The following is a 25,200-nucleotide window of genomic DNA, read 5'->3' on the forward strand; positions in this document are numbered from 1 at the left end:
TCCTCAGCGCTCGTCAGAGCGCGCCGTGGAAGGTGCGCGAGAGCACGTCCAGCTGCTGCTCGCGCGTCAGGCGGACGAAGTTCACCGCGTACCCGGACACGCGGATCGTCAGCTGCGGGTAGTTCTCCGGGTGGTCCATGGCGTCCAGGAGCGTCTCGCGGTTCAGCACGTTGACGTTCATGTGGTACCCCTCGGACCCGATGTAGGCGTCCAGGAGGCCGGCGAGGTTGGTGACCTGCTCCTCCTTGGTGCGCCCGAGGCCGCTCGGCACGACCGTGTTGGTCAGCGAGATGCCGTCCTGCGCCTCGTCGTACGGCAGCTTGGCCACCGACAGCGCCGAGGCGAGCATGCCGTGCGTGTCGCGCCCGTTCATCGGGTTGGCACCCGGGGCGAACGGCTCGCCGGCGCGGCGGCCGTCAGGCGTGTTGCCCGTCGCCTTCCCGTACACGACGTTCGACGTGATCGTCAGGACCGACTGCGTGGGCACCGCGTCACGGTACGTCGGGTGCGTGCGGACCTTCGCCATGAACCGCTCGACGAGGTCGACGGCGATCGCGTCGGCCCGGTCGTCGTCGTTGCCGAACGTCGGGTACTCGCCCTCGGTGACGTAGTCGACGACGAGGCCGCGCTCGTCGCGGACGACGGAGACCTTCGCGTGCTTGATCGCCGACAGCGAGTCCGCCGCGACGGACAGGCCCGCGATGCCGCACGCCATGGTCCGCAGCACGTCCTTGTCGTGCAGCGCCATCTCGATGCGCTCGTACGCGTACTTGTCGTGCGACCAGTGGATGCAGTTGAGCGCCTCGACGTACGTCGCGGCCAGCCAGTCCATCGTCGCGTCGAACTTCGCCATGACGTCGTCGAAGTCGAGCACGTCGCCCTCGACGGGCGCCGCCACGGGCGAGACCTGCTTGCCGGAGATCTCGTCGCGGCCGCCGTTGATCGCGTAGAGCAGCGTCTTGGCGAGGTTCACGCGAGCGCCGAAGAACTGCATCTGCTTGCCGACCCGCATCGGGGACACGCAGCACGCGATCGCCGCGTCGTCGCCCCAGTGCTGGCGGATGAGCTCGTCCGACTCGTACTGCACGGCCGAGGTGTCGATCGAGACCTGCGCGCAGTAGTCCTTGAAGCCCTGCGGCAGCTCCGGGCTCCAGAAGACGGTCATGTTCGGCTCCGGGGCCGGGCCGAGGTTGTAGAGCGTCTGGAGGAACCGGAACGAGTTCTTCGTGACGAGCGGGCGCCCGTCCTCGCCCATGCCGCCGATCGTCTCGGTGACCCACGTCGGGTCGCCGGAGAACAGGGCGTCGTACTCGGGTGTGCGCAGGAACCGCACGATGCGGAGCTTGATGACGAAGTCGTCGATGATCTCCTGCGCCTCGGACTCCGTGATGCGGCCGGCCTCGAGGTCGCGGTCGATGAACACGTCGAGGAACGTCGACGTGCGGCCGAGCGACATCGCGGCGCCGTTCTGCTCCTTCACCGCGGCGAGGTAGGCGAAGTAGAGCCACTGCACGGCCTCGCGGGCCGTCGTCGCCGGGCCGGAGATGTCGTAGCCGTACGAGGCCGCCATCTCCTTGAGCTCGCCCAGCGCGCGGATCTGCTCCGCGTGCTCCTCGCGCTCGCGCACGACCTTCTCGCTGAAGGGCTGCGTGTCGAGACCGAGCTTGTCGAGCTTCTTCGCGGCGATCAGCGCGTCGACGCCGTAGAGCGCGACGCGGCGGTAGTCGCCGATGATCCGGCCGCGGCCGTAGGCGTCGGGCAGGCCCGTGATGATGTGCGAGCTGCGGGCCGCGCGCACGTTCGGCGGGTAGACGTCGAACACGCCCTGGTTGTGCGTCTTGCGGTACTCGGTGAAGACCTTCCGCAGGGTCTCGTCGACCTCGTAGCCGTACGTCTCCAGCGCGCCCTCGACCATGCGCCAGCCGCCGTTCGGCATGATCGCGCGCTTGAGCGGGGCGTCGGTCTGCAGACCGACGATCACCTCGTGCGCCTTGTCGATGTAGCCCGGCGCGTGCGCCGTGATGCCGGCGGGCGTGCGGGTGTCCACGTCGTAGATCCCCATCTCCCGCTCCTCCGGGAACATGGCGGACAGCGTGCTCCAGATGCCCGTCGTGCGTTCCGTGGGGCCGGCGAGGAACGACGCGTCGCCCGTGTACGGGCGGTAGTTGCGCTGGATGAAGTCGCGCACGTCGACCGTGTCGCGCCACGGGCCGTCGGTGAAGCCCTCCCACGCAGGGACGTGCGCGGTGTCGCGCTGCGGGTCGACGGCGCCCGCCCCCGTCGCGCGGCCGCCGCTCGTCGTGCCGGTTGCCTCGGAAACGCTGGTCATCTGGACCTCCCTCGTGCCTGACGCGCGGGTCCGCGCGCCGGCCGGACCCGCCGGCCTCGCGAGGTCCCGGGTGGGGCCCTCGGCCGAGGTTCCGACGGGCTCCTTCGCCACCTCCAGGCTAGGTTCCCGGAGCCCGCCGCGGAGGCGTTCGGGACCGCCTGGGGACCTAGGTCCCGAGGCGGGCGGGACCCGGCAGAAACGGCGAGATTCCGCGGTTCCTCGCCCCCGCAACACCCCTGCCGAGGAGGTCTTGTGATGACCTTCACAAGCCCTCCGGCCCTCACCCTGGGGACCCCGCACCGCCGTCGTGACGCACGACACGGGCGCCCGTCACACGCTCGCCGGACGTGCCGCGCGCATCCGTGTGAGACTGCCCGGGTGAAACGCACCGTAGGGGTCGAGGAAGAGTTCCTGCTCGTCGGCGACGACGGGCAGCCCGTCGCCCGCGCGGCCGAGGCCCTCGAGGCCTCCGGCAGCGACGACAAGGGCGGGGGCACCGGCTCGCTGGAGTCGGAGTTCATGGAGGAGCAGCTCGAGACGGCGACGCACCCGCGCCGCGAGATCGACGAGCTCGCGACCGAGATCCGCGACGGCCGGCGCCGTGCCCAGGAGGCCGCGGACCGCGTCGGGGCCCGGGTCGCCGCGCTCTCGACGTCTCCCCTGCCGTTCGAGGGCACGACCGTGTCGCGCCTGCGCTACCTCGAGGCGCGCGCCGCGTTCGGCCTCACCGCGCGCGAGCAGCTGACGAGCGGCTGCCACGTGCACGTCGCCGTCGCGGACGACACCGAGGGCGTCGCCGTGCTCGACCGGATCGGGCCGTGGCTCGCGACGCTCCTCGCGCTGAGCACGAACTCGCCCTTCTGGCAGGGCCAGGACAGCGGGTACGCGAGCTTCCGGTCGCAGGTCTGGTCGCGCTGGCCCACCTCGGGCCCGACGCGCGCGTTCGGCTCGCCCGAGGCGTACCGCGCGGCGGTCGACGGCCTCGTGGCGACCGGCACGATCCTCGACGAGAACATGGTCTACTTCGACGCCCGCCTGTCGTCGCGCTACCCCACGGTCGAGATCCGCGTCGCGGACGTGTGCCTCGACCCGGACACCGCGACGCTGCTCGCGGCGCTCGCCCGCGGCCTCGTCGAGACGGCGGCCCGCGAGTCCGCCGACGGCACGCCCGCACCCGAGCTGCGGCCCGAGATCCTGCGCACCGCGTCCTGGCGCGCCGGCCGCTCGGGCCTCGAGGAGGACCTCGTCTCGCCCCTCACGTGGCGCCCGGCCCCCGCGCACGACGTCGTCGGCCAGCTCGTCGCGCACGTGCGCGACGCGCTCGTCGACGCCGGCGACCTGGACGCGGTGACCGAGCTGCTCGGCCGCCTGTGGTCCGGGGGCAACGGCGCCGCCCGGCAGCGCGCGTGGCACGCGGCGTCCGGCGGCGACCTGCGCGCCGTCGTCGAGCACGCGGTCGAGGTCACCCACTCCTGACCGACGCGACGGCCCGCGGCGCAGGTGCGCCGCGGGCCGTCCGCGTGTCCGGGGCCGTGCGCCCGGGAGCCGGGAGCGCGGCGGGGGTCGTCAGCCGCGCGCGAGCGCCGCGAGCGCGTCCAGCACGTCGCGCGCGACGTCTGCTCCGGTGAGGCGGTACGCCGACACGACCTGGTCGCGCGTGGCGTGGTCGAGGAACTGCGCCGGGAGACCGATCGGGTGCACGGGCGTGCGCACGCCCGACTCCAGCGCCCGCTGGGCCAGCAGCGCACCGACGCCGCCGTCCACGACGCCGTCCTCCACCGTGACGACGAGGTCGTGCTCCCCGGCGAGCTTGACGAGCGCGCTCGGCAGCGGGAGCACCCACGTGGGCGACGCCACCGTGACGTCGACGCCGTGCGCGGTGAGCGACTCCCCGGCGTCGAGCGCGACGCGGGCCATCGAGCCCAGGCCGACGAGCAGGACGCGGCGCGGACCACCCGGAGCCGCCGCAGCGGGGGCGGCCTCGGCGCCCGCGCCCGCGGGCACCGCGAGCAGGTCCACGCCGTCGACGGACTCGACCGCGGGCAGCGCGTCCGAGAGCGCGCCCTTCGGGTAGCGCACGACCGTCGGGGCGTCGTCGACGTCCACGGCCTCGCGCAGCGCGGCCCGCAACGTCTCCTCGTCGCGCGGCGCTGCCAGGCGCAGGCCTGGCACGATGCGCAGCATCGCCATGTCCCACATGCCGTTGTGGCTCGCGCCGTCGTCGCCCGTGATGCCCGCGCGGTCGAGCACGAACGTGACGCCGGCCTTGTGCAGCGCGACGTCCATGAGCACCTGGTCGAACGCGCGGTTGAGGAACGTCGCATACACCGCGACCACGGGGTGCAGCCCGGCGAACGCCATCCCGGCCGCCGACGTCGCCGCGTGCTGCTCCGCGATCCCGACGTCGAACGTGCGCTCGGGGAACGCCTGCGAGAACGGCTTGAGACCGACCGGCTCGAGCATCGCCGCGGTGATCGCGACGACGTCGGAGCGTCGTCGCCCGATCTGGACGATCTCGTCGGCGAAGACGCTCGTCCAGCCGAAGCGCGACGGTGCGACCGGGAGCCCGGTCTCCGGGTGGATCTTGCCCACGGCGTGGAAGCGGTCGGCGACGTCCTGCTCGGCGGGCGTGTAGCCGCGGCCCTTCTCGGTGAGCGCGTGCACGATCACGGGCGCGCCGTACGCCTTCGCGCGGCGCAGCGCGTGCTCCATGGCCTCCACGTCGTGGCCGTCGACAGGCCCGACGTACTTGATGCCGAGGTCCTCGAACATGCCCTGGGGTGCGACGACGTCCTTGAGGCCCTTCTTCAGGCCGTGCAGCCACTCGTACGCGAACCGCCCGGGCGCGCCGGACCGGTTGAGGGTGCGCTTGCCCCACTGCAGGAAGCTCTCGTAGCCGTGCGTGGTGCGCAGCGTCGACAGGTGGTGCGCGAGGCCGCCGATCGTGGGCGAGTACGAGCGCCCGTTGTCGTTGACGACGACCACGAGCCGCCGGTCCTGGCTCTCCGCGATGTTGTTGAGCGCCTCCCAGGCCATGCCGCCGGTGAGCGCGCCGTCGCCGATGACCGCGACGACGTGCCGGTCGGTGAGGCCGCGCACGACGTTCGCCTTCGCGATGCCGTCGCCCCACGAGAGCGCGGTGGACGCGTGCGAGTTCTCGACGACGTCGTGCTCGGACTCGGCGCGCGACGGGTACCCGGACAGCCCGCCCTGCTTGCGCAGCGCGGAGAAGTCCTGGCGCCCCGTGAGGAGCTTGTGCACGTAGGACTGGTGGCCCGTGTCGAACACGAAGGTGTCCGTGGGCGACGAGAACACGCGGTGCATCGCGATGGTCAGCTCCACGACGCCGAGGTTCGGGCCGAGGTGGCCGCCCGTGCGGGAGACGGAGTCGACGAGGAACGCCCGGATCTCCGCGGCGAGCTCGCGCGCCTGCCCCGGGGTCAGCCGTTGCACGTCCTCGGGCGAGGTGATCGTGCCAAGCAGGCTCATGCAGATGCTCCGTTCCGTTCCCGTGCGACCAGCCCGACAACTCTAGGCCGTCCGGGCCGATGACCTGCGCCGCGGTGCGCCGGGCGACGGGACCTTCACGTCATTGACGCACACTCGCGCCCCGGACGCACGGACGCGGCGTCCGTGGAACTCTCCTTCCGCACTGCGGACAACGGTGGGGTGCGACCTCGTAGGATGGAGCCATGCGCTTCCTGCCCGGACAGTCCCCCGCGACCGACCTCACCTACGGCGACGTCTTCCTCGTCCCGTCGCGCTCCGAGGTCACGTCGCGCTTCGACGTCGACCTCTCCTCCGCCGACGGGACGGGAACGACGATCCCCGTCGTCGTCGCCAACATGACGGCCGTCGCGGGGCGCCGCATGGCGGAGACCGTGTCGCGCCGCGGCGGGATCGCGATCATCCCGCAGGACGTGCCGACCGACGTCGTGGCGGACGTCGTCGCGGACGTGAAGTCCAAGGACCCCGTCATCGAGACGCCCGTCGTCGTCGGCCCGCACGACACCGTCCACACCGCCCTCACGCTCATCGGCAAGCGCGCGCACGGCGCCGCGGTCGTCGTGGACGGCGGGCGCCCGGTCGGCGTGGTCACGGAGGCCGACTGCGCCGACGTCGACCGCTTCACCCAGGTCCACCAGGTGATGACCGACCACCCCCTCGTCCTCGACGCCTCCGTGCTCGACGGCGGTCGTGCCGGGCTCGAGGCGGCCTACGAGCAGCTCCACACCGCGCGCCTCAAGGTCGCGCCCGTGACGCGCGACGGTGCGCTCGTCGGCGTCCTCACGCGCAAGGGCGCGCTGCGCTCGTCGGTCTACGCGCCCGCGCTGGACGACGCCGGGCGCCTGCGCGTCGGCGCTGCCGTCGGGATCAACGGCGACGTCGCGGCGAAGGCGAAGGAGCTCCTCGCGGCCGGGGTGGACGTGCTCGTCGTGGACACGGCGCACGGCCACCAGGCCAAGATGCTCCAGGCGCTCGACGCCGTGCGCTCGGTGGGCCCGGACGTCCCCGTCGTGGCGGGCAACGTCGTCACGGCCGACGGCGTGCGCGACCTCGTCGCCGCGGGCGCGAACATCGTCAAGGTGGGCGTCGGGCCGGGGGCCATGTGCACCACGCGCATGATGACGGCCGTCGGCCGCCCGCAGTTCTCCGCGGTGCTGGAGTGCGCCGCCGCGGCGCGCGAGCTCGGCAAGCACGTCTGGGCCGACGGCGGCGTACGCCACCCGCGCGACGTCGCCCTCGCGCTCGCCGCGGGCGCCTCGCAGGTGATGATCGGCTCGTGGTTCGCGGGCACCTACGAGTCGCCGGGCGACCTGCACGACGACGGCACGGGCCGCCTCTACAAGGAGAGCTTCGGCATGGCGTCGGCGCGCGCCGTCGCCGCCCGTACCGCGGGCGGCTCGCCGTTCGACCGCGCGCGCAAGGCGCTGTACGAGGAGGGCATCAGCTCGAGCCGCATGTTCCTCGACCCGCAGCGGCCCGGCGTCGAGGACCTGCTCGACCAGATCACGTCCGGGCTGCGCAGCTCCGCGACCTACGCCGGGGCGTCGAGCCTCGCCGAGTTCGCGGACCGCGCCGTCGTGGGCGTGCAGTCGGCGGCGGGCTACGAGGAGGGCCGCCCGCTCCCGGTGAGCTGGTGACGACCCCGCCCGAGGCAGCGCGCGCGTCGGCGCGCGCGCAGCTCGCGACGCTCGCCCGGGACGGCGGCGCCTGGCCCGAGCCGTGGCGCCACGCCGTCGGCACGCTGCGCCCGGACGCGCGCGACGCCGCCGTGCTGCTGCTCTTCGGCGTCCTCGACGGGGTGCCCGCGGAGCACCCGGGCGCGGCCGTCCCCGCCGACCTCGACGTGCTCCTGCTCGCGCGCGCGACGACGCTCGGCCACCACCCGGGCCAGGTCGCGTTCCCGGGCGGCCGGCTCGAGCCCGACGACGACGGCCCGGTGGGCGGCGCGCTGCGCGAGGCCGAGGAGGAGACCGGACTCGACCCGGGCGGCGTCGAGGTGCTCGGCACGCTCGGCCGGCTGCCCGTGCCGGTGAGCAACCACGTCGTCACGCCCGTGCTCGGGTGGTGGGCCCGGCCCACCCCGGTCCGCGCCGTCGACGCCGCCGAGTCGGCCCACGTGTTCCGGGTCCCCGTGGCCGACCTCCTCGACCCCGGCCGGCGCCGCACGGTGACGGTCCGCCGTGACCGCCGGGTGCACAAGAGCCCCGGCTTCCTCGTGGAGGCCGACGGGCGCGAGCACCTCGTCTGGGGCTTCACCGGCGGCATCCTCGACGCGCTGTTCGACCGGCTCGGCTGGACCGAGCCGTGGGACCGGACGCGCACGCTCGACGCCCCGCTCTGACGGCCCGCCCGCCCCTCGGTGGCCGCACCCCGCGTCAGCCGGGCGCGAGCGCGCGGGCGAGCAGGTCGACCAGCGCGCGGGCCGTCGCCGACCCGCCGTGGTCCGGGTTGAACTCGACCAGCGTGACCGCGACGAGGTCCGGGTCGGAGACGACCTCGCGCACGACGCGCTCCAGCTCGGCGGGGACGAGCCCGCGCCCGAAGACGGGCACGTCGGCCGCGGGCAGCGCGAAGAAGTCGAGGACGTCCACGTCCACGTGGAGCACGAACGGCCCGCCGCCCACGCCGTCCACGGCACGACGGGCCGCCGCCTCGGGACCTGCGGAGACCTCGGCGGCGGGGACCCGGGTCGCGGCGACGCGGCCGTCCTCGTCCTCCTCGGCGTCGGAGAAGCCGAGGAACGCGAGCCGTCGCGCGTCCAGGAGCGGTCGCCGCGCCCCGACGGCGCTCAGCTCCGGGCTCGCGCCCGGGAGGTCGAGGAGGTGGGCGACGCCCGTCGCGTCGGCGATGGGCTCCTCGGGGTGCGACGCGACCGTGAAGAGGTCCTGCCCGCCGTCGACGTAGACCAGCCCGCAGTCGTCGTGCACGTCCACCACCGCGGCGACGATACCGAGCGTCACGGTGCACTCGCCGCCGAGCACGAGCGGCACACGACCCGCTCGGAGCTCGCGCCCCACCGCCTCGCGGACGCGACCGACGCCCGCGGCGACGCGCTCGACGTCGTTCAGGCGCCCGGGCTCGTGGCGCGCGCGCCAGCGGGCCATCTCGACGTCGCCCTGGTCGACGACCGCGAGCCCGCGCCCCCGCAGCGCGTCCACGAGACCGGCCGCGCGCAGCGCCGACGGCGCCTTCTCGAGACCGGGGCCGTGGGCGGCCGCGCTCGACGGGACGCCCAGGACCGACCACGACCGCTGTGTCATGCGACCGACGCTACGCCGGACTCCCGACACCCGCGCAGGGCCTGGTGGAAAACGCGACGGCGCGCCCACCCCGGCCGGGGTGGACGCGCCGTCGGGACGCGCGTGCGTGTCAGGCGACGAGCGAGCGCAGCACGTACTGCAGGATGCCGCCGTTGCGGTAGTAGTCCGCCTCGCCCGGGGTGTCGATGCGCACGACGGCGTCGAACTCGACGCTCGTGCCGTCGGGCTTCGTGGCGGTGACCTTGACCGTCGACGGCGTGGTGCCGTCGTTGAGCGCGGTGATGCCCTCGATGTCGAAGGTCTCCGTGCCCGCGAGGCCGAGCGACTCGGCGTTCTCGCCCGCCGGGAACTGCAGCGGGAGGACACCCATGCCGATGAGGTTCGAGCGGTGGATGCGCTCGAAGCTCTCCGTGATGACGGCCTTGACGCCCAGGAGCGCGGTGCCCTTGGCCGCCCAGTCGCGCGACGAGCCGGAGCCGTACTCCTTGCCGCCGAGGATGACGAGCGGGGTGCCCTGCGCGGCGTAGTCCTGCGCGGCGTCGTAGATCGTGTCCTGCGCGTCCTTCACGAAGTTGAAGGTGTAGCCGCCCTCGACGTTGTCGAGAAGCTGGTTGCGCAGGCGGATGTTCGCGAACGTGCCGCGGATCATGACCTCGTGGTTCCCGCGGCGCGAGCCGTAGGAGTTGAAGTCGCGGCGCGCGACGCCGTGCTCCGCGAGGTACTTGCCGGCCGGCGAGTCCACCTTGATGGCACCGGCGGGGCTGATGTGGTCGGTCGTCACCGAGTCGCCGAGCTTCGCGAGCACGCGCGCGCCGGAGATGTCCGTGACGGGCGACGGCTCCATGCCCATGCCGTCGAAGTACGGGGGCTTGCGCACGTAGGTCGACTCGGTGTCCCACGCGAACGTGTCGCCCTCGGGCGTCTCGAGCGCGCGCCAGCGGTCGTCACCCGTGAAGACGTCCGCGTAGTCCTTCGTGAACATGTCGCGGTCGATCGACGCGTCGATCGTCGCCTGGACCTCCTCCGGGGAGGGCCAGATGTCCTGGAGGAAGATCGGCTCGCCGTGCGGGTCGGTGCCCAGGGGCTCGCCGTCGAAGTCGAAGTCCATCGTGCCGGCCAGCGCGTAGGCGATGACGAGAGGCGGCGACGCGAGGTAGTTCATCTTCACGTCGGGGTTGATGCGGCCCTCGAAGTTGCGGTTGCCCGAGAGGACCGAGACGACCGAGAGGTCGTGCTCGTTGACCGTCGCCGAGATCTCGTCGGCGAGCGGACCCGAGTTGCCGATGCACGTGGCGCAGCCGTAGCCGACCAGGTGGAAGCCGAGCTTCTCGAGGTACGGCCACAGGCCGGCCTTCTCGTAGTAGTTCGTCACGACCTGCGAGCCGGGCGCCATGGACGTCTTGACCCACGGCTTCGACGCGAGACCGCGGTCGACCGCCTTCTTCGCGAGCAGGGCCGCCGCGAGCATGACCGACGGGTTCGACGTGTTGGTGCACGACGTGATCGACGCGATGACGACGTGCCCATGGTCGAGCTCGGTCGTCGTGCCGTCCTCGAGCGTGACCGGGACGACCTTGTGCGGGCGCTTCGCGCTGTCGGCGTGGCCCGGCGCGACCGGCTGGTCGGACGGGTCGTCGTGCGCGGCGGCGGCGATCGGGTCGGACGCCGGGAACGTCTCCTCGACGGACTCGTCGAGACCCGTGAACGGCGCCGCCTCCTGGGCGTCGACGTAGTCGAGGATCGCGGAGGCGAACGACTCCTTCGCCTCGCCGAGCTCGATGCGGTCCTGCGGGCGCTTCGGTCCGGCGATCGACGGGACGACCGTCGAGAGGTCGAGCTCGAGGTACTCCGAGAACACCGGCTCGACGTAGCCGTCGGACTCCGGGTCGAGCCACAGTCCCTGCTCCTTGGCGTACGCCTCGACGAGCGCGAGCTGCTCGTCGCTGCGGCCCGTGAGGCGCAGGTAGTCGATCGTCACGCCGTCGATCGGGAAGATCGCGGCCGTCGAACCGAACTCGGGGCTCATGTTGCCGATGGTCGCGCGGTTCGCGAGCGGCACCTGGGCCACGCCCTCGCCGTAGAACTCGACGAACTTCCCGACGACGCCGTGCTGGCGCAGCATCTGCGTGATGGTGAGCACGACGTCCGTCGCGGTCACGCCCGCCGGGATGGAGCCGTTGAGCTTGAAGCCCACGACGCGCGGGATGAGCATCGAGACGGGCTGGCCGAGCATGGCCGCCTCGGCCTCGATGCCGCCGACGCCCCAGCCGAGCACGCCGAGGCCGTTGACCATCGTCGTGTGCGAGTCGGTGCCGACGCACGTGTCCGGGTAGGCGCGGAGCACGCCGCCGACCTCACGGGTCATGACGGTGCGCGCGAGGTACTCGATGTTGACCTGGTGCACGATGCCGGTGCCCGGGGGGACGACCTTGAAGTCGTCGAAGGCCGTCTGGCCCCAGCGCAGGAACTGGTAGCGCTCGTGGTTGCGCTGGTACTCGAACTCGACGTTGCGCTCGAACGCGTCCGAGCGGCCCGCGACGTCGATCTGGACCGAGTGGTCGATGACCATCTCGGCCGGCGCCAGCGGGTTGATGCGCGACGGGTCGCCGCCGAGCTCCGCGACGGCCTCGCGCATCGTCGCGAGGTCCACGACGCACGGCACACCGGTGAAGTCCTGCATGATCACGCGCGCCGGCGTGAACTGGATCTCGGTGTCCGGCTGCGCGTCCGGGTCCCAGGACGCGAGCGCGCGGACGTGGTCCGCGGTGATGTTGGCGCCGTCCTCCGTGCGCAGGAGGTTCTCGGCGAGGATCTTCAGGCTGTACGGGAGGCGCTCGACACCCTCGACGGCGGAGAGGCGGAAGATCTCGTACGAGTTCTCACCGACCTCCAGCGTTCCCTTCGACCCGAACGTGTCGACGCTGCTCACTCGTAGCTCCTTCGTGGCGAGACGGTGGCACGGATGCCATGGTTCAGGGGGCTTCGCCCAGACTACGCCGGGCCGGTGCGCCGCTCCGGCCACGTCCCGGAGGACGGGCGGGGCGGTGGTCGGCGGCTCGTCCACGACCCGCTGCGACCTGCACCGCGACCAGCATACCCCATATATCTTGACGTCAAGATATATGGGGTAGGCGACGGCTCAGAGGTCGCAGTCGCACAGGACGTTGAGCTCGACGACCTGCTCCCCCTCCTCGGGCCGCGCCCACGCCTCCGCCTCGGCGCGCGACGCGAAGCTCCGGCCCGCGAGCCGCCCGTTCGGCATCAGGACGCCCACGCCGACGACGTCCCGGACGTCGTCCGGCTCGCCGCCGGGCCCGTCCTGGCTCGCCGCCCGGACGTCCGCCCGGGTCCCCGTCGCCGCCGTGCTCGTCATGCGCGCCTCACCGTCCGTGCTCGTAGGGGTCTCCCCCTCATCATGCGCCCGTGGCGGCGCGCCCGCGCCGCCTCGCGGTCAGCGCGTGAGGACCGCCACCGCCTCCAGGTGGTGGGTCATGGGGAAGAGGTCGAACGCGCGCAGCGACGTGAGCCCGTAGCCGTGCTCCGCGAGGTACGACACGTCGCGCGCGAGCGCGGCCGGGTCGCACGCGACGTAGACGACGCGCGACGGCTCGCGGCCCGCGACGGCCTCGACGACGGCGCGCCCGGCACCGACGCGGGGCGGGTCGAGCACGACGACGTCCGCGCCGCTCCCGTCCTGGGCGAGCACCTGCTCGACCGGCCCGTGCCGCAGCTCGACCCGGTCGAGCCCGTGCGCGTTGCGCCGGGCGTCGCGCACGGCCCGCTCGTCGCCCTCGACCGCGAGCACGGTGCCCGCGTCCCCGACGGCGGCCGCGAGCGGCGACGTGAACAGCCCGGCCCCCGAGTAGAGGTCGAGCACGCGCGCGCCGTCGACGTCGCCGACGCCGTCGAGCACCGCGCGCGTCAGGGCGGCGGGCGCCTCGCGGTGGACCTGCCAGAACCCGTCCGCGGCGACCCGGTACGTGTGCTCGCGGTCGCCGAGCACCACGCGCTCGGTGACGCTGCGCCGCGCGTTGGGCCGGTGGTCGGGCGACCCCGCGCGCCAGGGCTCGCCGTCGACGAGCAGGACCGGCGCGGACCCGACGGGCGCGACGAGCTCGATCCGGGTGCCCGGGCGCCACGAGCGGGTGAAGACCTTCTCGTGGGCCGCGAGGTCGGCGACGTCCTCGCTCGCGAGCGGCATCGCGTCGAGCGGGACGACGGTGTGCGAGCGGAAGCGGTGCATCCCGGCGCGGCCGCCGCCGTCGGCCACGAGGTCCACGCGCGTGCGGTAGGCGAGGCCGCCGCGCTCGTCGTCCCCCGGCAGACCCTCGACCTCTACCTGAGGGTGAAGATCGTCCAGGTCCACGTGCGCGAGGCGGCGCAGCTGCTCGGCCAGGACGTCGCGCTTCCACCGCCGCTGCGCGCCGAGGGCGACGTGCGCGAGCTCCCCGCCGCCCACGCCGCCCGGTCCCGCCTCGGGCCACGCGGACGTCACGCGGTCGGGCGACGCCTCGAGGACCTCGATCGCGTCGGCGCGCCAGAACTTCGCCGCGTCGCCGCCCTCGGTGACGCGGGCGCGCACGCGCTCGCCCGGCAGGGCGTGCCGCACGAAGACGACCCGGCCCTCGTGCCGTGCCACGCAGTGACCGCCGTGCGCCACCGGGCCGACCTCGAGCTCGACCTCGACCTCAGGTCGAGGGAGCACGCGCGGCGACTGCCGGGTCTGCCGGCCGGGTCGGCGGCCGGACCGGCGGGGCGCGCGCTCGGGACGACCCGCGCCGGGGTCGGACGGTCGGTCGGAGGGCACGGCAGGACCACGCGAGGAGGACGGCATGCCCCCAGTATCCCGGACTCTCCCGCGCGCTCCCCCCGCACTCTCCCCCGGGCTGCCGCCGGCCCCCCGCCGCGGACGCGCGAAGGCCCGGCCCCGACGTCGGGACCGGGCCTCCTCGGGAGTCACGTCGGCGCGATCAGTACCCGGTGAAGCGCTGGCGGAAGCCCTCGCCCTCGAGCCCGGTCTGCCCCTCCGTCGACGAGAGCTGCCACGGCACCGACGCCACGACGACGCCCGGTGTGAAGAGGAGCCGGCCCTTGAGGCGCAGCGCGCTCTGGTTGTGCAGGAGCTGCTCCCACCAGTGCCCGACGACGTACTCCGGGATGTAGACGACCACCAGGTCGCGCGGGGACTCGCGGCGGACCGACCGCACGTACGACAGCACGGGGCGCGTGATCTCGCGGAACGGGGAGTCCAGCACGCGCAGCGGTACCGGGAGGTCGAGAGCCTCCCACTGCCGCATGAGGTCCTCGACGTCCTCGGCGTCGACGCCGACGGTGACGGCCTCGAGCACCGACGGCCGTGACGCCCGCGCGTACGCGAGCGCCCGCATCGTCGGGCGGTGGATCTTCGAGACGAGCACGATCGCGTGCACGCGGCTCGGCAGCGCGCGGGCGGCCGCGGCGTCGTCGCCGAGCGCGAGCTCGTCGCGCACGGTGTCGTAGTGCTTGCGGATCGACTTCATGAGCACGAAGACGATCGCCATGGCGAGGATCGCGATCCACGCGCCGTGGGTGAACTTCGTGAGGAGCACGATGACGAGCACCGTGCCGGTCATGCCGAGACCCACGGTGTTCACGACGCGCGAGCGGCGCATGCGGGACCGCTCGCGCGGCTGGTGCTCGGTGCGCAGCGCGCGGGTCCAGTGCCGCACCATGCCCAGCTGGGACAGCGTGAAGGACACGAACACGCCCACGATGTAGAGCTGGATCAGGCGCGTCACCTCGGCGTCGAAGGCCCAGATGAGCACGATCGCCGCGACCGCGAGCGTGATGATCCCGTTCGAGAACGCGAGGCGGTCGCCGCGCGTGTGGAGCTGGCGCGGGAGGTAGCCGTCCTTGGCGAGGATCGAGCCGAGCACCGGGAACCCGTTGAACGCGGTGTTGGCCGCGAGCACGAGGATGAGCCCCGTCACGGCCGACACGACGTAGAACAGGATCGGGGCGCCGCTGAACACCGTCTCCGCGAGCTGCCCGATCACGGGGTGCTGCACGTAGTCGACCGGGAGCGGCTCGCCGTTGAGCGAGAGCTGCGCGTGCGGGTCCTCCGCGTAGTGCACGCCCGTCGCCCGGGCGAGGAAGAGGATGGAGAGCATCATCGCCGCCGAGATGCCGCCCAGCAGGGCGAGCGTCGTGGCCGCGTTGCGCGACTTGGGCTTGCGGAACGCGGGCACGCCGTTGCTGATGGCCTCGACGCCCGTGAGGGCGGCGCACCCGGACGCGAACGCGCGCGCCACGAGGAACGCGCCCGCGATGCCCATGAGCCCCTGGTCGAACCCGCTCTCCGCCGTGAGCTCGAACTCCGCGCTCTCCGCCGGGCCGAGGTTGCCGGTGACGTACTGGAAGAAGCCGACGACCGCCGTCGTGCCGATCGCGAGCATGAACAGGTAGACGGGGATCGCGAAGAAGGTGCCCGACTCCTTCACCCCGCGCAGGTTGACGAGCGTGAGCAGCACGACGAGCCCGATCGCGAACGCCGCCTCGTGGTCGCGCAGCGCGGGGATCGCGCTCGCGGCGTACTGCGCGCCCGAGGAGATCGAGACCGCGACCGTGAGCACGTAGTCGACCATGAGGGCCGAGGCGACGCCGACGCCCGCCGTCGGGCCGAGGTTGACCGTCGCGACCTCGTAGTCGCCGCCGCCCGACGGGTACGCCCGCACGTTCTGGCGGTACGACGCGACGACCGTGAGCAGCACGACCACGACCGCGAGACCGACCCACGGCGAGATCATCGTCGCGCTGAGGCCCGCGAGCGCGAGCGTCAGGAGGATCTCGTCCGGGGCGTACGCGACGGACGAGAGCGCGTCGGACGCGAACACGGGCAGCGCGACGCGCTTGGGGAGCAGCGTGTGCCCCAGGTGCTCGGAACGGACAGGCCGTCCGAGCAGCAGCCGCTTCGCGGCATCAGCGATCTCCGACACGAGGCCACATGCTATGCCCGACGGCGCCCGGTCGCGCTGGTGCGCGCTCGCGGGCCCGGCGGGCGGTAGCGTTCGGTGCGTGCACTTCGTGATCATGGGCTGCGGGCGCGTCGGTGCGACTCTCGCCCAGTCCCTCGAGTCGAGCGGCCACTCGGTCGCCGTCGTCGACCAGAACCCCGACGCGTTCCGGCGCCTGCCCGCGGAGTTCACGGGCAAGAAGGTGACCGGCGTCGGCTTCGACCGCGACACGCTCGTGCAGGCCGGGATCGAGGACGCGTACGCGTTCGCCGCCGTCTCCGACGGCGACAACTCGAACATCCTGTCCGCGCGCGTGGTCCGCGAGACGTTCGGCGTCGAGAAGGTCGTCGCGCGCATCTACGACCCGCAGCGCGCCGAGATCTACCAGCGGCTCGGCATCCCGACCGTGGCGACCGTGCGCTGGACCTCCGACCAGGTGCTGCGCCGCATGCTCCCGTTCGGCGCGACCGACGAGTACCGCGACCCGTCCGGGCGCGTGCGGCTCGCCCAGGTCGACTTCCACCCCGGCTGGATCGGCCGCACCGTGCGCGCCATCGAGGACGCGACCGAGGCGCGCGTCGCGTTCGTCAGCCGCTTCGGCGACGGCGTCCTCGTCACCGACCGCACCGTCCTGCAGGAGAACGACGTGCTGCACGTGCTCATGGACGACGAGCGGGCCGCCGTCGTCGAACGCAAGCTCACCCACGCACCGAAGGTCGAGGCCGAGTGATGCGCGTCGTCATCGCCGGAGCGGGCTCCGTCGGCCGCTCGATCGCCCGCGAGCTCCTCAGCCACGACCACGAGGTCATGCTCGTCGACAAGCAGCCCGCGGCGATGCGCGTCGCGCAGGTCGCGGACGCCGACTGGCTCCTCGCCGACGCGTGCGAGCTGTCGTCGCTCGCCGAGGCGAAGGTCGACGAGTGCGACGTCATCGTCGCCGCGACGGGCGACGACAAGGTGAACCTCGTCGTGTCGCTCCTCGCCAAGACCGAGTTCGGCGTGCCGCGCACGGTCGCGCGCGTCAACAACCCGAAGAACGAGTGGATGTTCGACGAGTCGTGGGGCGTCGACGTCGCCGTGTCCACGCCGCGCATCATGACGGCGATGGTCGAGGAGGCCGTCGCCGTGGGGGACCTCGTGCGCATCTTCACGTTCCACCAGTCCGGCGCGGACATCCTCGAGGTGACGCTGCCGCCGTCGTCGCCGCTCCTCGGTCGCCGCGTGGGCGAGGTGCGCTGGCCGGCGGACACCGTGCTCGCGGCGATCGTGCGCGGCACGCGCCCCATCGCGCCGAGCGCGGACGACACGCTCGAGGTCGGCGACGAGCTCCTGCTCGTCACGGGGAACGAGGCGGACGAGGGCGCGCTCGCGCGGCTGCTCGCCGGCGAGGGCGAGGACGGCCCGACGGCGCCGGACGCGCCCGTCGAGGCTCCCGAGCTCGGCGGCGACCTGCTCTGACGGCGCGGCCCGCGCGCCGGGGCGGCCTGCGCGCCGGGGCGGCTACGCCGCGGGCCGCGGCCCGGCGGTCGCGGGGCGGCGCACCAGGATCCACGTGAGCCACAGCACGAGGGCCCACAGCGGGATCCCCATGACGAGGCGCGCGGTGCCGAGCCAGCCGACGTCGCCGTCGAGGTAGAGCGGCACCTGGACCGCGAGACGCGCTCCGAAGAGCCCGATCCACAGCCACGTCGCGGCGGTGTAGCGGCGCACGAGCGCGCGGTCCGACCGCCACGCCCGCGCCCAGCGGGCGAACGCGCCGGGCTCCCCCGCGCTCCCGGCCGCCGGCTCGGCGGGCTGCGGCGTGGGCACGTCCGCGCCCTCGCGGTGCTCGCCGTCGGTCGCGTCCGCCGTCGTGCCGGCGGACGCCGTCCCCACGCCGAAGCCGCTGCGGAAGCCCTCCACGACGAGCCCGACGAGCGGCCAGCGGACCACCACGGACACGAGGAGCGCGACGAGGTACGCGGCGTTGGTCCACAGGCCCCACGCGAAGTAGTCCTGCGCCTCCCCCGAGCGCCACGCCCACAGGACGCCGATGCCGACGCCCAGCAGGCCGCCGAACGCCTGCGTCACGGGCGTGCGCTGGACGAGGCGCGCGACGACGGCCACGAGGGCGGCCGCGACGGACGTGACGAGCGCCCAGCGCAGGTTGGTCGTCGCGACGTAGACGACGACGAACACGAGCCCGGGCGCGACGGACTCCACGAGCCCGCGCACGCCGCCGATCGCGTCGGCCACCGAGAAGTCCTCGCCTGCGAGGGCGCGCACGCCGCGGGCGCGGCCGTCCTCGGGCGCCGCGACGTCGTCGACGACCGTCTCGACCACCTCGGCGTCGTGCGCGACGGGCTCGGGCACGCGTCCCGGGTCGGGGCGCCCGCCCACGGGGCCGCCGGTCGCGTCGCTGCTGCTCGTCATGTCGTGGCGTCCTCGGGGCTCGGGTGGGTGGCGCCGGCGGGAGGGCCGGTGCGGCCGGGTCGGGTGCGCAGGATCGTACGGCACGGCCGTCCACGACGGCCGCCGGGCTCACTCCCCCGGCTTGGCCAGCAGCTCGTAGCGCGGGTTGAAGATGGTGCGGCGGCCGTCGACGTCGCACACCAGCCCTTCGACGAGCGCGCGGCGCCCGGGCTCGATGCCCGCGATCCGGCGGCGCCCGAGCCAGACGAGGTCGACGACGCCGGACCCGTCGAAGAGCTCGACCTCGACGGTCGGCACGCCCTCGCGCGGGCGGAGCACGACGGACCGCAGGACGCCGGAGATCTTCGCGCGGCGGCGGTTCGGCAGCTCGGCGACGGCACGGCAGCCCTTCTGCCGGGCCGCCTCGGTGCGCTCCTCGTCGGCCGCGAGCTCCTCCTGGGAGGCGAGAGCGGTGCGCCAGGCGTCACGCAGGGTGGGGATCATGTCAGCGGATCTCCGTGATCTCCGGCCCACGGGTCAGCGGGTCGAACGACGGCGTCTCGGGGGCACCGGCCGGGGTCGGTGCCGGGGCGGCCTCCGGGCCCTTGCCCGGCAGGTGCAGGGTGAGCAGGTCGCGCGGCGGGCGCGGGTTCTGGTCGCGCACGACGACGATGTTCGCGAACACGGTCTCGAGCAGGCGCGCCTCGGCCGGGTCGACCGCGGCCTTGCCGGTGAGCACGCCGCGCAGGAACCAGCGGGGGCCGTCGACGCCCACGAAGCGCGCGGGCCGCACGCCCGGGCGGCCGTCCGGCGTCTGCGCGGGGATGCGCGCGAGCAGCTCGCGCCCGAACGGGCCCGGCAGGTCGTCGACCGTACCGCCCTGCTTGGTGACGGACGCCGCGATCTCGCCGCGGATCTCGTCCCAGATGCCCTCGGTGCGCGGCGCGGCGAACGCCTGCACCTGGAGCCCGGAGCCGCCGACCGCGCACGCCACGCCCGTGATGCGCTGCGTCTTCTTGTCGACCTCCATGCGCAGCTCCATGCCCGGCACGCCGGGGAGCCACACCGCGCCGAGGTCGAGGCGCGGGCCGCGCTCGGGCACCTGGGCGGAGTCGTACGGGCCGCGCGCGGGGGCCTCGGCAGCCGCCTCCGGGGCGGGCGCGCCGTCGCCGACCTGCTCGGACGTCGTGCCCGACGGCTCGGGCGACTCGGCCGGCTCGGACGACCTGGAGCGACGGAACAGACCCACGGACGAACTCCTTCACCTGCCCGGCACTCGGCCGGGTCTCCTCACGGGGCGCTCGCCCCGCACTGATTCCACACTAGCCCGCGCAGCGGCGGGCCGGGTGCGCCGGTCAGGGTGCGGGCGTCCAGCCGCCGCTCGACCCGAACCCGCCCTCGCCGCGGTGCGAGCCGGGCAGGCGCTCGGCCTGCACGAACCGCGCCCGCTCGACCTTCTGGACGACGAGCTGCGCGACCCGGTCCCCGCGCCGCAGCACGACGGGCTCGTGCGCGTCGGTGTTGAGCAGCGTCACCTTGATCTCGCCGCGGTACCCGGCGTCCACGGTCCCCGGCGCGTTGACGACCGTGAGGCCGTGCTTCGCCGCGAGACCCGAGCGCGGGTGCACGAACGCCGCGTAGCCGTCGGGCAGCGCGATCGACACGCCCGTCGGGACCATGGTGCGCTCCCCCGGCGCCAGCTCGACGTCGACGGTCGTCACGAGGTCCGCGCCCGCGTCGCCCGGGTGGGCGTAGGCGGGCAGGGGGACGTCGTCGAGGAGCGTGATGAGGACGTCGACGTCGCCGGTCGGGGGCTGCTGGTGGTTCGGCACCCGCAGAGCCTAGTGCGCGCGGCGCGCTGCGAGCACGTCGGCCGCGGTGCGCGGGGCTGGGATGATGGACCCATGACCGACGCCGCCGACCGCAGCACCCCGTCCTCGACCCGCGGAGCCGCCGGGACGCCCGGCACCGCGAGCCCGGCCTCCTACCGCGAGCGCCTCGTCCCGGGCGTCGGCGGCTGGGCCGCGGCGCTCGGCTTCGCGCTCGTCCTCGGGATCGCCCTGTGGCCGGCGAGCCACGCCGTCGCCCTCGGGGTCGGCGGCCTGGCCGCCGTCGCGGGCGTCGTCGCGCTGTGGTGGACGTCGCCGGTCGTCGAGGTCGCCGACGGCGAGCTGCGCGCGGGCCGGGCCCACGTCCCGGTGTCGCTGCTCGGCCAGGTGACGACGCTCGACGCCGACGCGATGCGCGTCCAGCTCGGCCCCCGCCTCGACGCGCGCGCCTACGTGTGCCTGCGCGCGTGGGCGCGCACCGGGGTGCACGTCGTGCTCGAGGACCCGCAGGACCCGACGCCGTACTGGCTCGTCTCGACCCGGCACCCGCAGCGCCTGGCGGACGCGGTCCGCACCGCGCACGCCGCCTGAGCAAGGGCGCTCGCACGCGGCGGCGGGTCGTCCGCTCGACCGCGCGTCAGCCGGTCCCCGCGAACGATGACGGCCGCCGCCCCGGGGAGGGGGCGGCGGCCGTCGGCCGTGGTGCGCGGCGGGTCAGGCAGCGCACTCCGAGCAGATCTGCTGGCCGTTCTTCTCGTAGGCGAGCTGGCTGCGGTGGTGCACGAGGAAACAGCTCGCGCACGTGAACTCGTCCGCCTGACGGGGAAGGACCCGGACGGAGAGCTCCTCGCCGGACAGGTCGGCACCGGGCAGCTCGAAGCCTTCGGCCGCCTCGGTCTCGTCCTCGTCAACGACGCCCGAGCTCTTGTCGGAGCGACGAGCCTGGAGCTCCTGGAGCGAGTCCTCGCTGAGCTCCTCTTCACTCTTGCGGGGGGCGTCGTAGTCTGTTGCCATCTGTGGGGTCACTCTCCGGAATATCGTCGATCGCGACTGTGCGCGTCCGGACCACCGGCGACGGCCGGTCGTGCCGGGCGGCACGGGTGCGGGGTGCGGGGGCACCCCGTGACGTGTCGTGCCCCGAGGGGGTTCGTGGCACTGCACGCTCATCAATGCGCGGCGCACCGGAATTGTTCCCGGTGGGCCCCCGGATTCTGCACCATTTCCCTGAGTGATGCACCCTGTGGCCGGGCACCCGCCCGGGTGTCGTTGGTCACGGGTGCACGGCGCCCCGTCAGGAGTCGGAGTCCGCTCCCGCGTCCTCGAGGAGCCGGACGAGCCGCGCGACCGCCTCGGGCGGTCCCGCGACCGTCATCTCGCGGTCCGCGGCGCGGCCCCGCAGGCCCGTCACGCGCGCCCCGGCCTCGTGCGCGACGAGCGCTCCCGCGGCCATGTCCCACGGGTTGAGACCGCGCTCGTAGTAGAGGTCGAGCTCGCCCGTGGCGACGAGGCACAGGTCGATCGCGGCCGAGCCGAGGCGGCGGATGTCGCGCACCTGCGGCAGCACGTCGAGCAGCACGCGGGCCTGCGCGCGGCGACGGTCGGCGTCGTACCCGAAGCCCGTGCCCACGAGGCACTGGCCGAGGTCGGTCTCGGCGTTGACGTGCACGGGCCGGCCGTCGAGGGTCGCCCCCGCTCCCAGCCCCGCCGTCCACGTGCGGTCGTCGACGACGGAGTGCACCGCGCCGGCGAGCACCGTCCACTCCAGCGGGTCGGGCGGGCCGACCACCGCGGCGACCGACACCGCGTACGACGCGACGCCGTAGAGGTAGTTCACGGTGCCGTCGACCGGGTCGATGACCCACGTGACGCCCGACGTCCCGGCCGAGGCGCCCTCCTCCTCGCCGAGGATCGCGTCGTCGGGGCGGGCGGCGGCGATGCCGCGGCGCAGCAGCGCCTCGGAGTCGGCGTCCATCCGCGTCACGACGTCGGTCGCGGTCGACTTCGTCGCGGCCACCTCGACCCGGTCGGGACGGCCGGAGCGGACCAGCTCGCCGGCCTCGCGCGCGAGGCGCTCGGCCAGGTCGCGCAGGTCGGCCACGGTGACGTCGTCGGGCTGCCGGGGGTCGTCGATGAAGAGGCGCACGGCTCACATCCTGCCCGACCCGCGGCCTGTCCGGCGACCCTCCCACGGGCCGGGCGCGGACCAGCCGAGGCGCAGCGAGACGAGGCGGAAGCCGAACACGAGCGCGAGGACCGCCGCCTGCGAGAACGGGCCGAGCAGGCCCGCCTCGGCGAGCGCCGCGGTGAGCGCGGCCCCCGCGAGCGCCGGGATGGCGTAGAGCTGCTTGTCCTGGAACAGCAGCGGCACCTCGTTGGTCAGCAGGTCGCGCAGGATGCCGCCCCCCACACCCGTGAGTACACCCGCGAAGACCGCGGCGAGCGGGCCGACGCCGTACTCCAGGGCCTTCATGGTCCCGGACAGCACGAAGAGCGCGAGGGCGCCGGCGTCGAGCACGATGATGCTGCGCCGCAGCCGCTCGAGCCGCGGGTGCCAGAAGAACGTGACGACGCCCGCGAGCGCGGCGACGGCCACGAGCCGCCAGTCCGAGATGCCGACGGGCGGGATGGCCCCGATGAGGACGTCGCGCAGGAGCCCGCCGCCCAGTCCCGCGGCCCACGCGAGCACGAGGACGCCGACGAGGTCGAACCGCTTGCGCACCGCGGCGAGCCCGCCGGACAGCGCCGCGAAGAACACGCCGCCGAGCTCGAGGGCGTCGCCGGGCACGAGGTCGAGGATCACCCCCGCATCATCCCAGCCGCGGCCCGCCGGGGCCGGGCCGGGGCCGGGCCGGCCGGTGCGAATGGGCGGCACACCGCGCGTGCTGCGCCGCTCGGGGATGGGACGATGGCACCCTCGAGGGAGCGGTGGCGCGGGCGTCGCGGTCCACGGCGCACGGCGGTCCGGCACGCGGCCGGCCCCGGGCGATCGGGACGGCACGCGAGCGGCACACGAGCGGCACCGCGAGCGCCACCGGGCGCGGCGACACGGGAGGGTCCATGGACGAGCTGGAGCTGGTGAGACTGCACGAGGACGGGGAGCACCTCGTCCTGCGCGCGACGGGTGGCGCGCAGTTCGTGCTGCCCATCACCGAGGCGCTGCGCGCGGCCGTACGGCGCGACCGCCCGCACCTGGAGCACCTGCGCGCCGAGGGCGAGCGCAACCTCGCCCCGCGCGAGATCCAGGCCCGGCTGCGGGCCGGGGACTCCGTCGAGGCGGTCGCCGAGGCCGCGGGGCTCGGGGTCGAGCACGTGCGCCGGTTCGCCGGGCCGGTCGTCGCCGAGCAGGAGTACGTCGTCGAGCGCGTGCGCGGGCTGCGCCCGGGGCACGACGAGGACTCCCCGACGGTGGGCGAGCTCGTCGCGCAGCGGCTCGCCGCGCGCGACGTCGACGCCGCAGCGGTCGCGTGGAGCGCGGCGCGCGCGCACGGCTCCCCGTGGGTCGTGACGGCGACGTTCGAGGCCGGCACCGGCGAGCGGACGGCCCGCTGGACCTACGACCCGGCGACGCGCGCGCTCCAGGCGCTCGACGACGAGGCCCGCTGGCTCTCCGGGACGGACGCCCCGCGCGACCCGGCGCCGGGGGCCGCGGCGGTGTTCGACGTGGACGCGACCGCGCGCGGCGCCCGCGGCCTGCGGGCCGCAGCGCCCGCCGACGACGGGACGGCCGAGCTGCTCGACGACCTGAGCCAGCGGCGCGGCGTGCGCCCGCGCAAGGACCCGGCGCCCGCGGGCGACACCGTCGGGCAGGAGCCGTTCGAGGGCTTCGGCCCGCTCGCCCCGGGGAACCGTGAGCAGGACGAGGACGAGGGCGGGTTCTCCGGCGGCCTGCCCGCGGGCGCGACCGTGGTGCACCTGCCGACGATCCGGCCCCCGCAGGGCCCGGTCGCCGCCGACGCGTCCGAGGACGGCCCCGACGAGCCCGGGCGCCCGGAGACCGATCCGTCCGGGGAGGCTGGCACGGAGGGCGACGCCCCGTCGGCCTCCGACGCCGACGGCGCCTCGAGCACGGTGCGGCCCCCGGCCGCGCGCGAGGTCCGCAAGGGCAAGAACCGGTCGCGCGCGAAGGTCCCGAGCTGGGACGAGATCGTGTTCGGGGCCCGCCCCGAGTGACGGCCGCGGCGCGTCAGCGCGGCAGGTCGAGCGGCAGCCCGTCCTCCGTCGCGTGCCGGCGCGCGACCGCCGTCGTCATGCGCCGCATGTGGTGGCGCCGGCACAGCACCTCGTAGCCGATCTCCCCCGAGCCGGCCCGGACGTCCCCGACGACGACCTGGTCGCCCTCGACGACCATGCGCCCGTCCACCGTGCGCGCGTTGTGCGTGGCGCGGCGTCCGCACCAGCACAGCGACTCGACCTGGAGGACCTCGACCCGGTCCGCGAGCTCGATGAGGCGTGCGGAGCCCGGGAACAGGCGCGTGCGGAAGTCGGCGGTGATGCCGAACGCGAAGACGTCGATCTCCGTCTCGTCGACGAGGCGCGCGAGCTGCTCGACCTGCGTCGGGGAGTAGAACTGCGCCTCGTCGCACACCAGGTAGTCCACGGGCACCGGCTCGGCGGTGACGAGCGTCCAGAAGTCGGTGTCGTCGTGGACCTCGCGCGCGACGACCTCGAGCCCGAGGCGCGAGGAGAGGCGGTCGGACCCGGCGCGGTCGTCGCGCGAGAAGATCAGCCCGCGGCGGCCGCGCGCGGCGTGGTTGTGGTCGAGCTGGAGCGCCAGGGTGGACTTTCCGCAGTCCATGGTCCCGGAGAAGAAGACGAGCTCTGCCATCGGCGGTCCTCCGCGAGGTCGGTCGGTGCGTCCGCGCCGGGTGGCTCCGGCGCGACGGGACGCGGTC

Annotated in this window: 22 protein-coding genes; 7 read left to right on the forward strand and 15 right to left on the reverse strand. The window is 74.3% G+C overall.

Annotation, left to right across the window (positions count from 1 at the left end; translation table 11 throughout):
* Positions 1-13 precede the first annotated feature (13 nt).
* Positions 14-2,329 (reverse strand): formate C-acetyltransferase, encoded by a 2,316-nt coding sequence (gene pflB, locus E1O70_RS05595; protein WP_061268197.1) that lies wholly within the window; start codon positions 2,327-2,329, stop codon positions 14-16.
* Between the two features lie 378 nt (positions 2,330-2,707).
* Here pflB and E1O70_RS05600 point away from each other — a divergent pair, with 378 nt between their 5' ends.
* A complete protein-coding gene (locus E1O70_RS05600) occupies positions 2,708-3,805 on the forward strand; it encodes a carboxylate-amine ligase (RefSeq protein ID WP_061268198.1) in 1,098 nt (365 codons plus the stop codon).
* 90 nt (positions 3,806-3,895) lie between these two features.
* On the opposite strand, the gene dxs is transcribed toward E1O70_RS05600, so the two are convergent.
* Positions 3,896-5,818, reverse strand: a complete 1,923-nt coding sequence (gene dxs, locus E1O70_RS05605; protein WP_061268199.1) for a 1-deoxy-D-xylulose-5-phosphate synthase — start codon at positions 5,816-5,818, stop codon at positions 3,896-3,898.
* 203 nt (positions 5,819-6,021) lie between these two features.
* Here dxs and E1O70_RS05610 point away from each other — a divergent pair, with 203 nt between their 5' ends.
* Complete coding sequence (locus E1O70_RS05610; RefSeq protein ID WP_061268200.1) at positions 6,022-7,473, forward strand: GuaB1 family IMP dehydrogenase-related protein; 1,452 nt, start codon at positions 6,022-6,024, stop codon at positions 7,471-7,473.
* Complete coding sequence (locus E1O70_RS05615) at positions 7,470-8,177, forward strand: NUDIX hydrolase (RefSeq protein ID WP_061268201.1); 708 nt, start codon at positions 7,470-7,472, stop codon at positions 8,175-8,177. The genes E1O70_RS05610 and E1O70_RS05615 overlap by 4 nt, the downstream gene beginning before the upstream one ends.
* A 34-nt stretch (positions 8,178-8,211) precedes the next feature.
* Here E1O70_RS05615 and E1O70_RS05620 read toward each other — a convergent pair whose 3' ends face one another.
* The 5 genes from E1O70_RS05620 to E1O70_RS05640 form a co-directional block, all read right to left on the reverse strand.
* Positions 8,212-9,096: an arginase family protein gene (locus E1O70_RS05620; RefSeq protein WP_061268202.1), complete on the reverse strand. Its 885-nt coding sequence runs from the start codon at positions 9,094-9,096 to the stop codon at positions 8,212-8,214.
* Positions 9,097-9,205: 109 nt separating this feature from the next.
* Positions 9,206-12,025, reverse strand: a complete 2,820-nt coding sequence (locus E1O70_RS05625; protein ID WP_061268203.1) for an aconitate hydratase — start codon at positions 12,023-12,025, stop codon at positions 9,206-9,208.
* Between the two features lie 210 nt (positions 12,026-12,235).
* Entirely contained in the window at positions 12,236-12,469 is a 234-nt protein-coding gene (locus E1O70_RS05630; RefSeq protein ID WP_061268204.1) for a hypothetical protein, read from the reverse strand.
* Positions 12,470-12,547: 78 nt separating this feature from the next.
* Positions 12,548-13,801: a class I SAM-dependent RNA methyltransferase gene (locus tag E1O70_RS05635; protein ID WP_061268241.1), complete on the reverse strand. Its 1,254-nt coding sequence runs from the start codon at positions 13,799-13,801 to the stop codon at positions 12,548-12,550.
* A 265-nt stretch (positions 13,802-14,066) separates the two neighbouring features.
* Positions 14,067-16,070 (reverse strand): APC family permease, encoded by a 2,004-nt coding sequence (locus tag E1O70_RS05640; RefSeq protein WP_034652378.1) that lies wholly within the window; start codon positions 16,068-16,070, stop codon positions 14,067-14,069.
* Positions 16,071-16,164: 94 nt separating this feature from the next.
* On the opposite strand from E1O70_RS05640, the gene E1O70_RS05645 reads away from it, so the two are divergent.
* Positions 16,165-16,818, forward strand: a complete 654-nt coding sequence (locus tag E1O70_RS05645; RefSeq protein WP_031316042.1) for a potassium channel family protein — start codon at positions 16,165-16,167, stop codon at positions 16,816-16,818.
* A complete protein-coding gene (locus tag E1O70_RS05650; protein ID WP_051028145.1) occupies positions 16,818-17,546 on the forward strand; it encodes a potassium channel family protein in 729 nt (242 codons plus the stop codon). The genes E1O70_RS05645 and E1O70_RS05650 overlap by 1 nt, the downstream gene beginning before the upstream one ends.
* Positions 17,547-17,588: 42 nt before the next feature.
* Here the strand turns inward: E1O70_RS05650 and E1O70_RS05655 are convergent, their stop codons facing one another.
* From E1O70_RS05655 to dut, 4 genes are all read right to left on the reverse strand, one after another.
* Positions 17,589-18,500, reverse strand: coding sequence for a DUF3159 domain-containing protein (locus E1O70_RS05655; RefSeq protein WP_082774568.1), 912 nt, complete (start codon positions 18,498-18,500; stop codon positions 17,589-17,591).
* A 108-nt stretch (positions 18,501-18,608) separates the two neighbouring features.
* The gene (locus E1O70_RS05660; protein ID WP_061268205.1) at positions 18,609-18,983 is read right to left on the reverse strand and encodes an OB-fold nucleic acid binding domain-containing protein; all 375 of its coding nucleotides are present in this window, start codon (positions 18,981-18,983) and stop codon (positions 18,609-18,611) included.
* 1 nt (position 18,984) lies between these two features.
* Entirely contained in the window at positions 18,985-19,728 is a 744-nt protein-coding gene (locus tag E1O70_RS05665; protein WP_061268206.1) for a DUF3710 domain-containing protein, read from the reverse strand.
* Positions 19,729-19,834: 106 nt separating this feature from the next.
* Positions 19,835-20,311, reverse strand: coding sequence for a dUTP diphosphatase (dut, locus tag E1O70_RS05670; protein WP_061268207.1), 477 nt, complete (start codon positions 20,309-20,311; stop codon positions 19,835-19,837).
* Between the two features lie 72 nt (positions 20,312-20,383).
* Between dut and E1O70_RS05675 the strand changes: the two genes are divergently transcribed.
* Positions 20,384-20,899 carry a DUF3093 domain-containing protein gene (locus E1O70_RS05675; RefSeq protein ID WP_082774569.1) on the forward strand — a complete coding sequence of 172 codons (516 nt, stop codon included), beginning with the start codon at positions 20,384-20,386 and terminating at the stop codon, positions 20,897-20,899.
* A gap of 123 nt (positions 20,900-21,022) precedes the next feature.
* On the opposite strand, the gene E1O70_RS05680 is transcribed toward E1O70_RS05675, so the two are convergent.
* The 3 genes from E1O70_RS05680 to E1O70_RS05690 all read right to left on the reverse strand — a co-directional run bounded on the left by E1O70_RS05680 (position 21,023) and on the right by E1O70_RS05690 (position 23,108).
* Entirely contained in the window at positions 21,023-21,322 is a 300-nt protein-coding gene (locus E1O70_RS05680) for a DUF4193 domain-containing protein (RefSeq protein ID WP_021483601.1), read from the reverse strand.
* Between the two features lie 277 nt (positions 21,323-21,599).
* The gene (locus tag E1O70_RS05685) at positions 21,600-22,451 is read right to left on the reverse strand and encodes an inositol monophosphatase family protein (protein ID WP_240696610.1); all 852 of its coding nucleotides are present in this window, start codon (positions 22,449-22,451) and stop codon (positions 21,600-21,602) included.
* Between the two features lie 3 nt (positions 22,452-22,454).
* Positions 22,455-23,108 (reverse strand): trimeric intracellular cation channel family protein, encoded by a 654-nt coding sequence (locus E1O70_RS05690; protein ID WP_061268208.1) that lies wholly within the window; start codon positions 23,106-23,108, stop codon positions 22,455-22,457.
* Between the two features lie 257 nt (positions 23,109-23,365).
* Here E1O70_RS05690 and sepH point away from each other — a divergent pair, with 257 nt between their 5' ends.
* Positions 23,366-24,478, forward strand: coding sequence for a septation protein SepH (gene sepH / locus E1O70_RS05695; RefSeq protein WP_082774575.1), 1,113 nt, complete (start codon positions 23,366-23,368; stop codon positions 24,476-24,478).
* Positions 24,479-24,491: 13 nt separating this feature from the next.
* Here sepH and E1O70_RS05700 read toward each other — a convergent pair whose 3' ends face one another.
* The gene (locus tag E1O70_RS05700) at positions 24,492-25,133 is read right to left on the reverse strand and encodes a thymidine kinase (protein ID WP_061268210.1); all 642 of its coding nucleotides are present in this window, start codon (positions 25,131-25,133) and stop codon (positions 24,492-24,494) included.
* Positions 25,134-25,200: the final 67 nt, after the last annotated feature.

This window comes from Cellulosimicrobium funkei (assembly GCF_004519295.1).
Taxonomy (GTDB): Bacteria; Actinomycetota; Actinomycetes; order Actinomycetales; family Cellulomonadaceae; genus Cellulosimicrobium; species Cellulosimicrobium funkei.

Bases quoted from the DNA above. Each gene is read 5' to 3' on its own strand.
- E1O70_RS05650 (WP_051028145.1), top strand. From the start codon at position 16,818: ATGCGCGTCGTCATCGCCGGAGCGGGCTCCGTCGGCCGCTCGATCGCC.
- E1O70_RS05680 (WP_021483601.1), bottom strand. From the start codon at position 21,322: ATGGCAACAGACTACGACGCCCCCCGCAAGAGTGAAGAGGAGCTCAGC.
- E1O70_RS05620 (WP_061268202.1), bottom strand. From the start codon at position 9,096: ATGACACAGCGGTCGTGGTCGGTCCTGGGCGTCCCGTCGAGCGCGGCC.
- E1O70_RS05675 (WP_082774569.1), top strand. From the start codon at position 20,384: ATGACCGACGCCGCCGACCGCAGCACCCCGTCCTCGACCCGCGGAGCC.
- dxs (WP_061268199.1), bottom strand. From the start codon at position 5,818: ATGAGCCTGCTTGGCACGATCACCTCGCCCGAGGACGTGCAACGGCTG.
- sepH (WP_082774575.1), top strand. From the start codon at position 23,366: ATGGACGAGCTGGAGCTGGTGAGACTGCACGAGGACGGGGAGCACCTC.
- E1O70_RS05655 (WP_082774568.1), bottom strand. From the start codon at position 18,500: ATGACGAGCAGCAGCGACGCGACCGGCGGCCCCGTGGGCGGGCGCCCC.
- E1O70_RS05660 (WP_061268205.1), bottom strand. From the start codon at position 18,983: ATGATCCCCACCCTGCGTGACGCCTGGCGCACCGCTCTCGCCTCCCAG.
- pflB (WP_061268197.1), bottom strand. From the start codon at position 2,329: ATGACCAGCGTTTCCGAGGCAACCGGCACGACGAGCGGCGGCCGCGCG.
- E1O70_RS05630 (WP_061268204.1), bottom strand. From the start codon at position 12,469: ATGACGAGCACGGCGGCGACGGGGACCCGGGCGGACGTCCGGGCGGCG.
- E1O70_RS05645 (WP_031316042.1), top strand. From the start codon at position 16,165: ATGGGCTGCGGGCGCGTCGGTGCGACTCTCGCCCAGTCCCTCGAGTCG.
- E1O70_RS05700 (WP_061268210.1), bottom strand. From the start codon at position 25,133: ATGGCAGAGCTCGTCTTCTTCTCCGGGACCATGGACTGCGGAAAGTCC.
- E1O70_RS05610 (WP_061268200.1), top strand. From the start codon at position 6,022: ATGCGCTTCCTGCCCGGACAGTCCCCCGCGACCGACCTCACCTACGGC.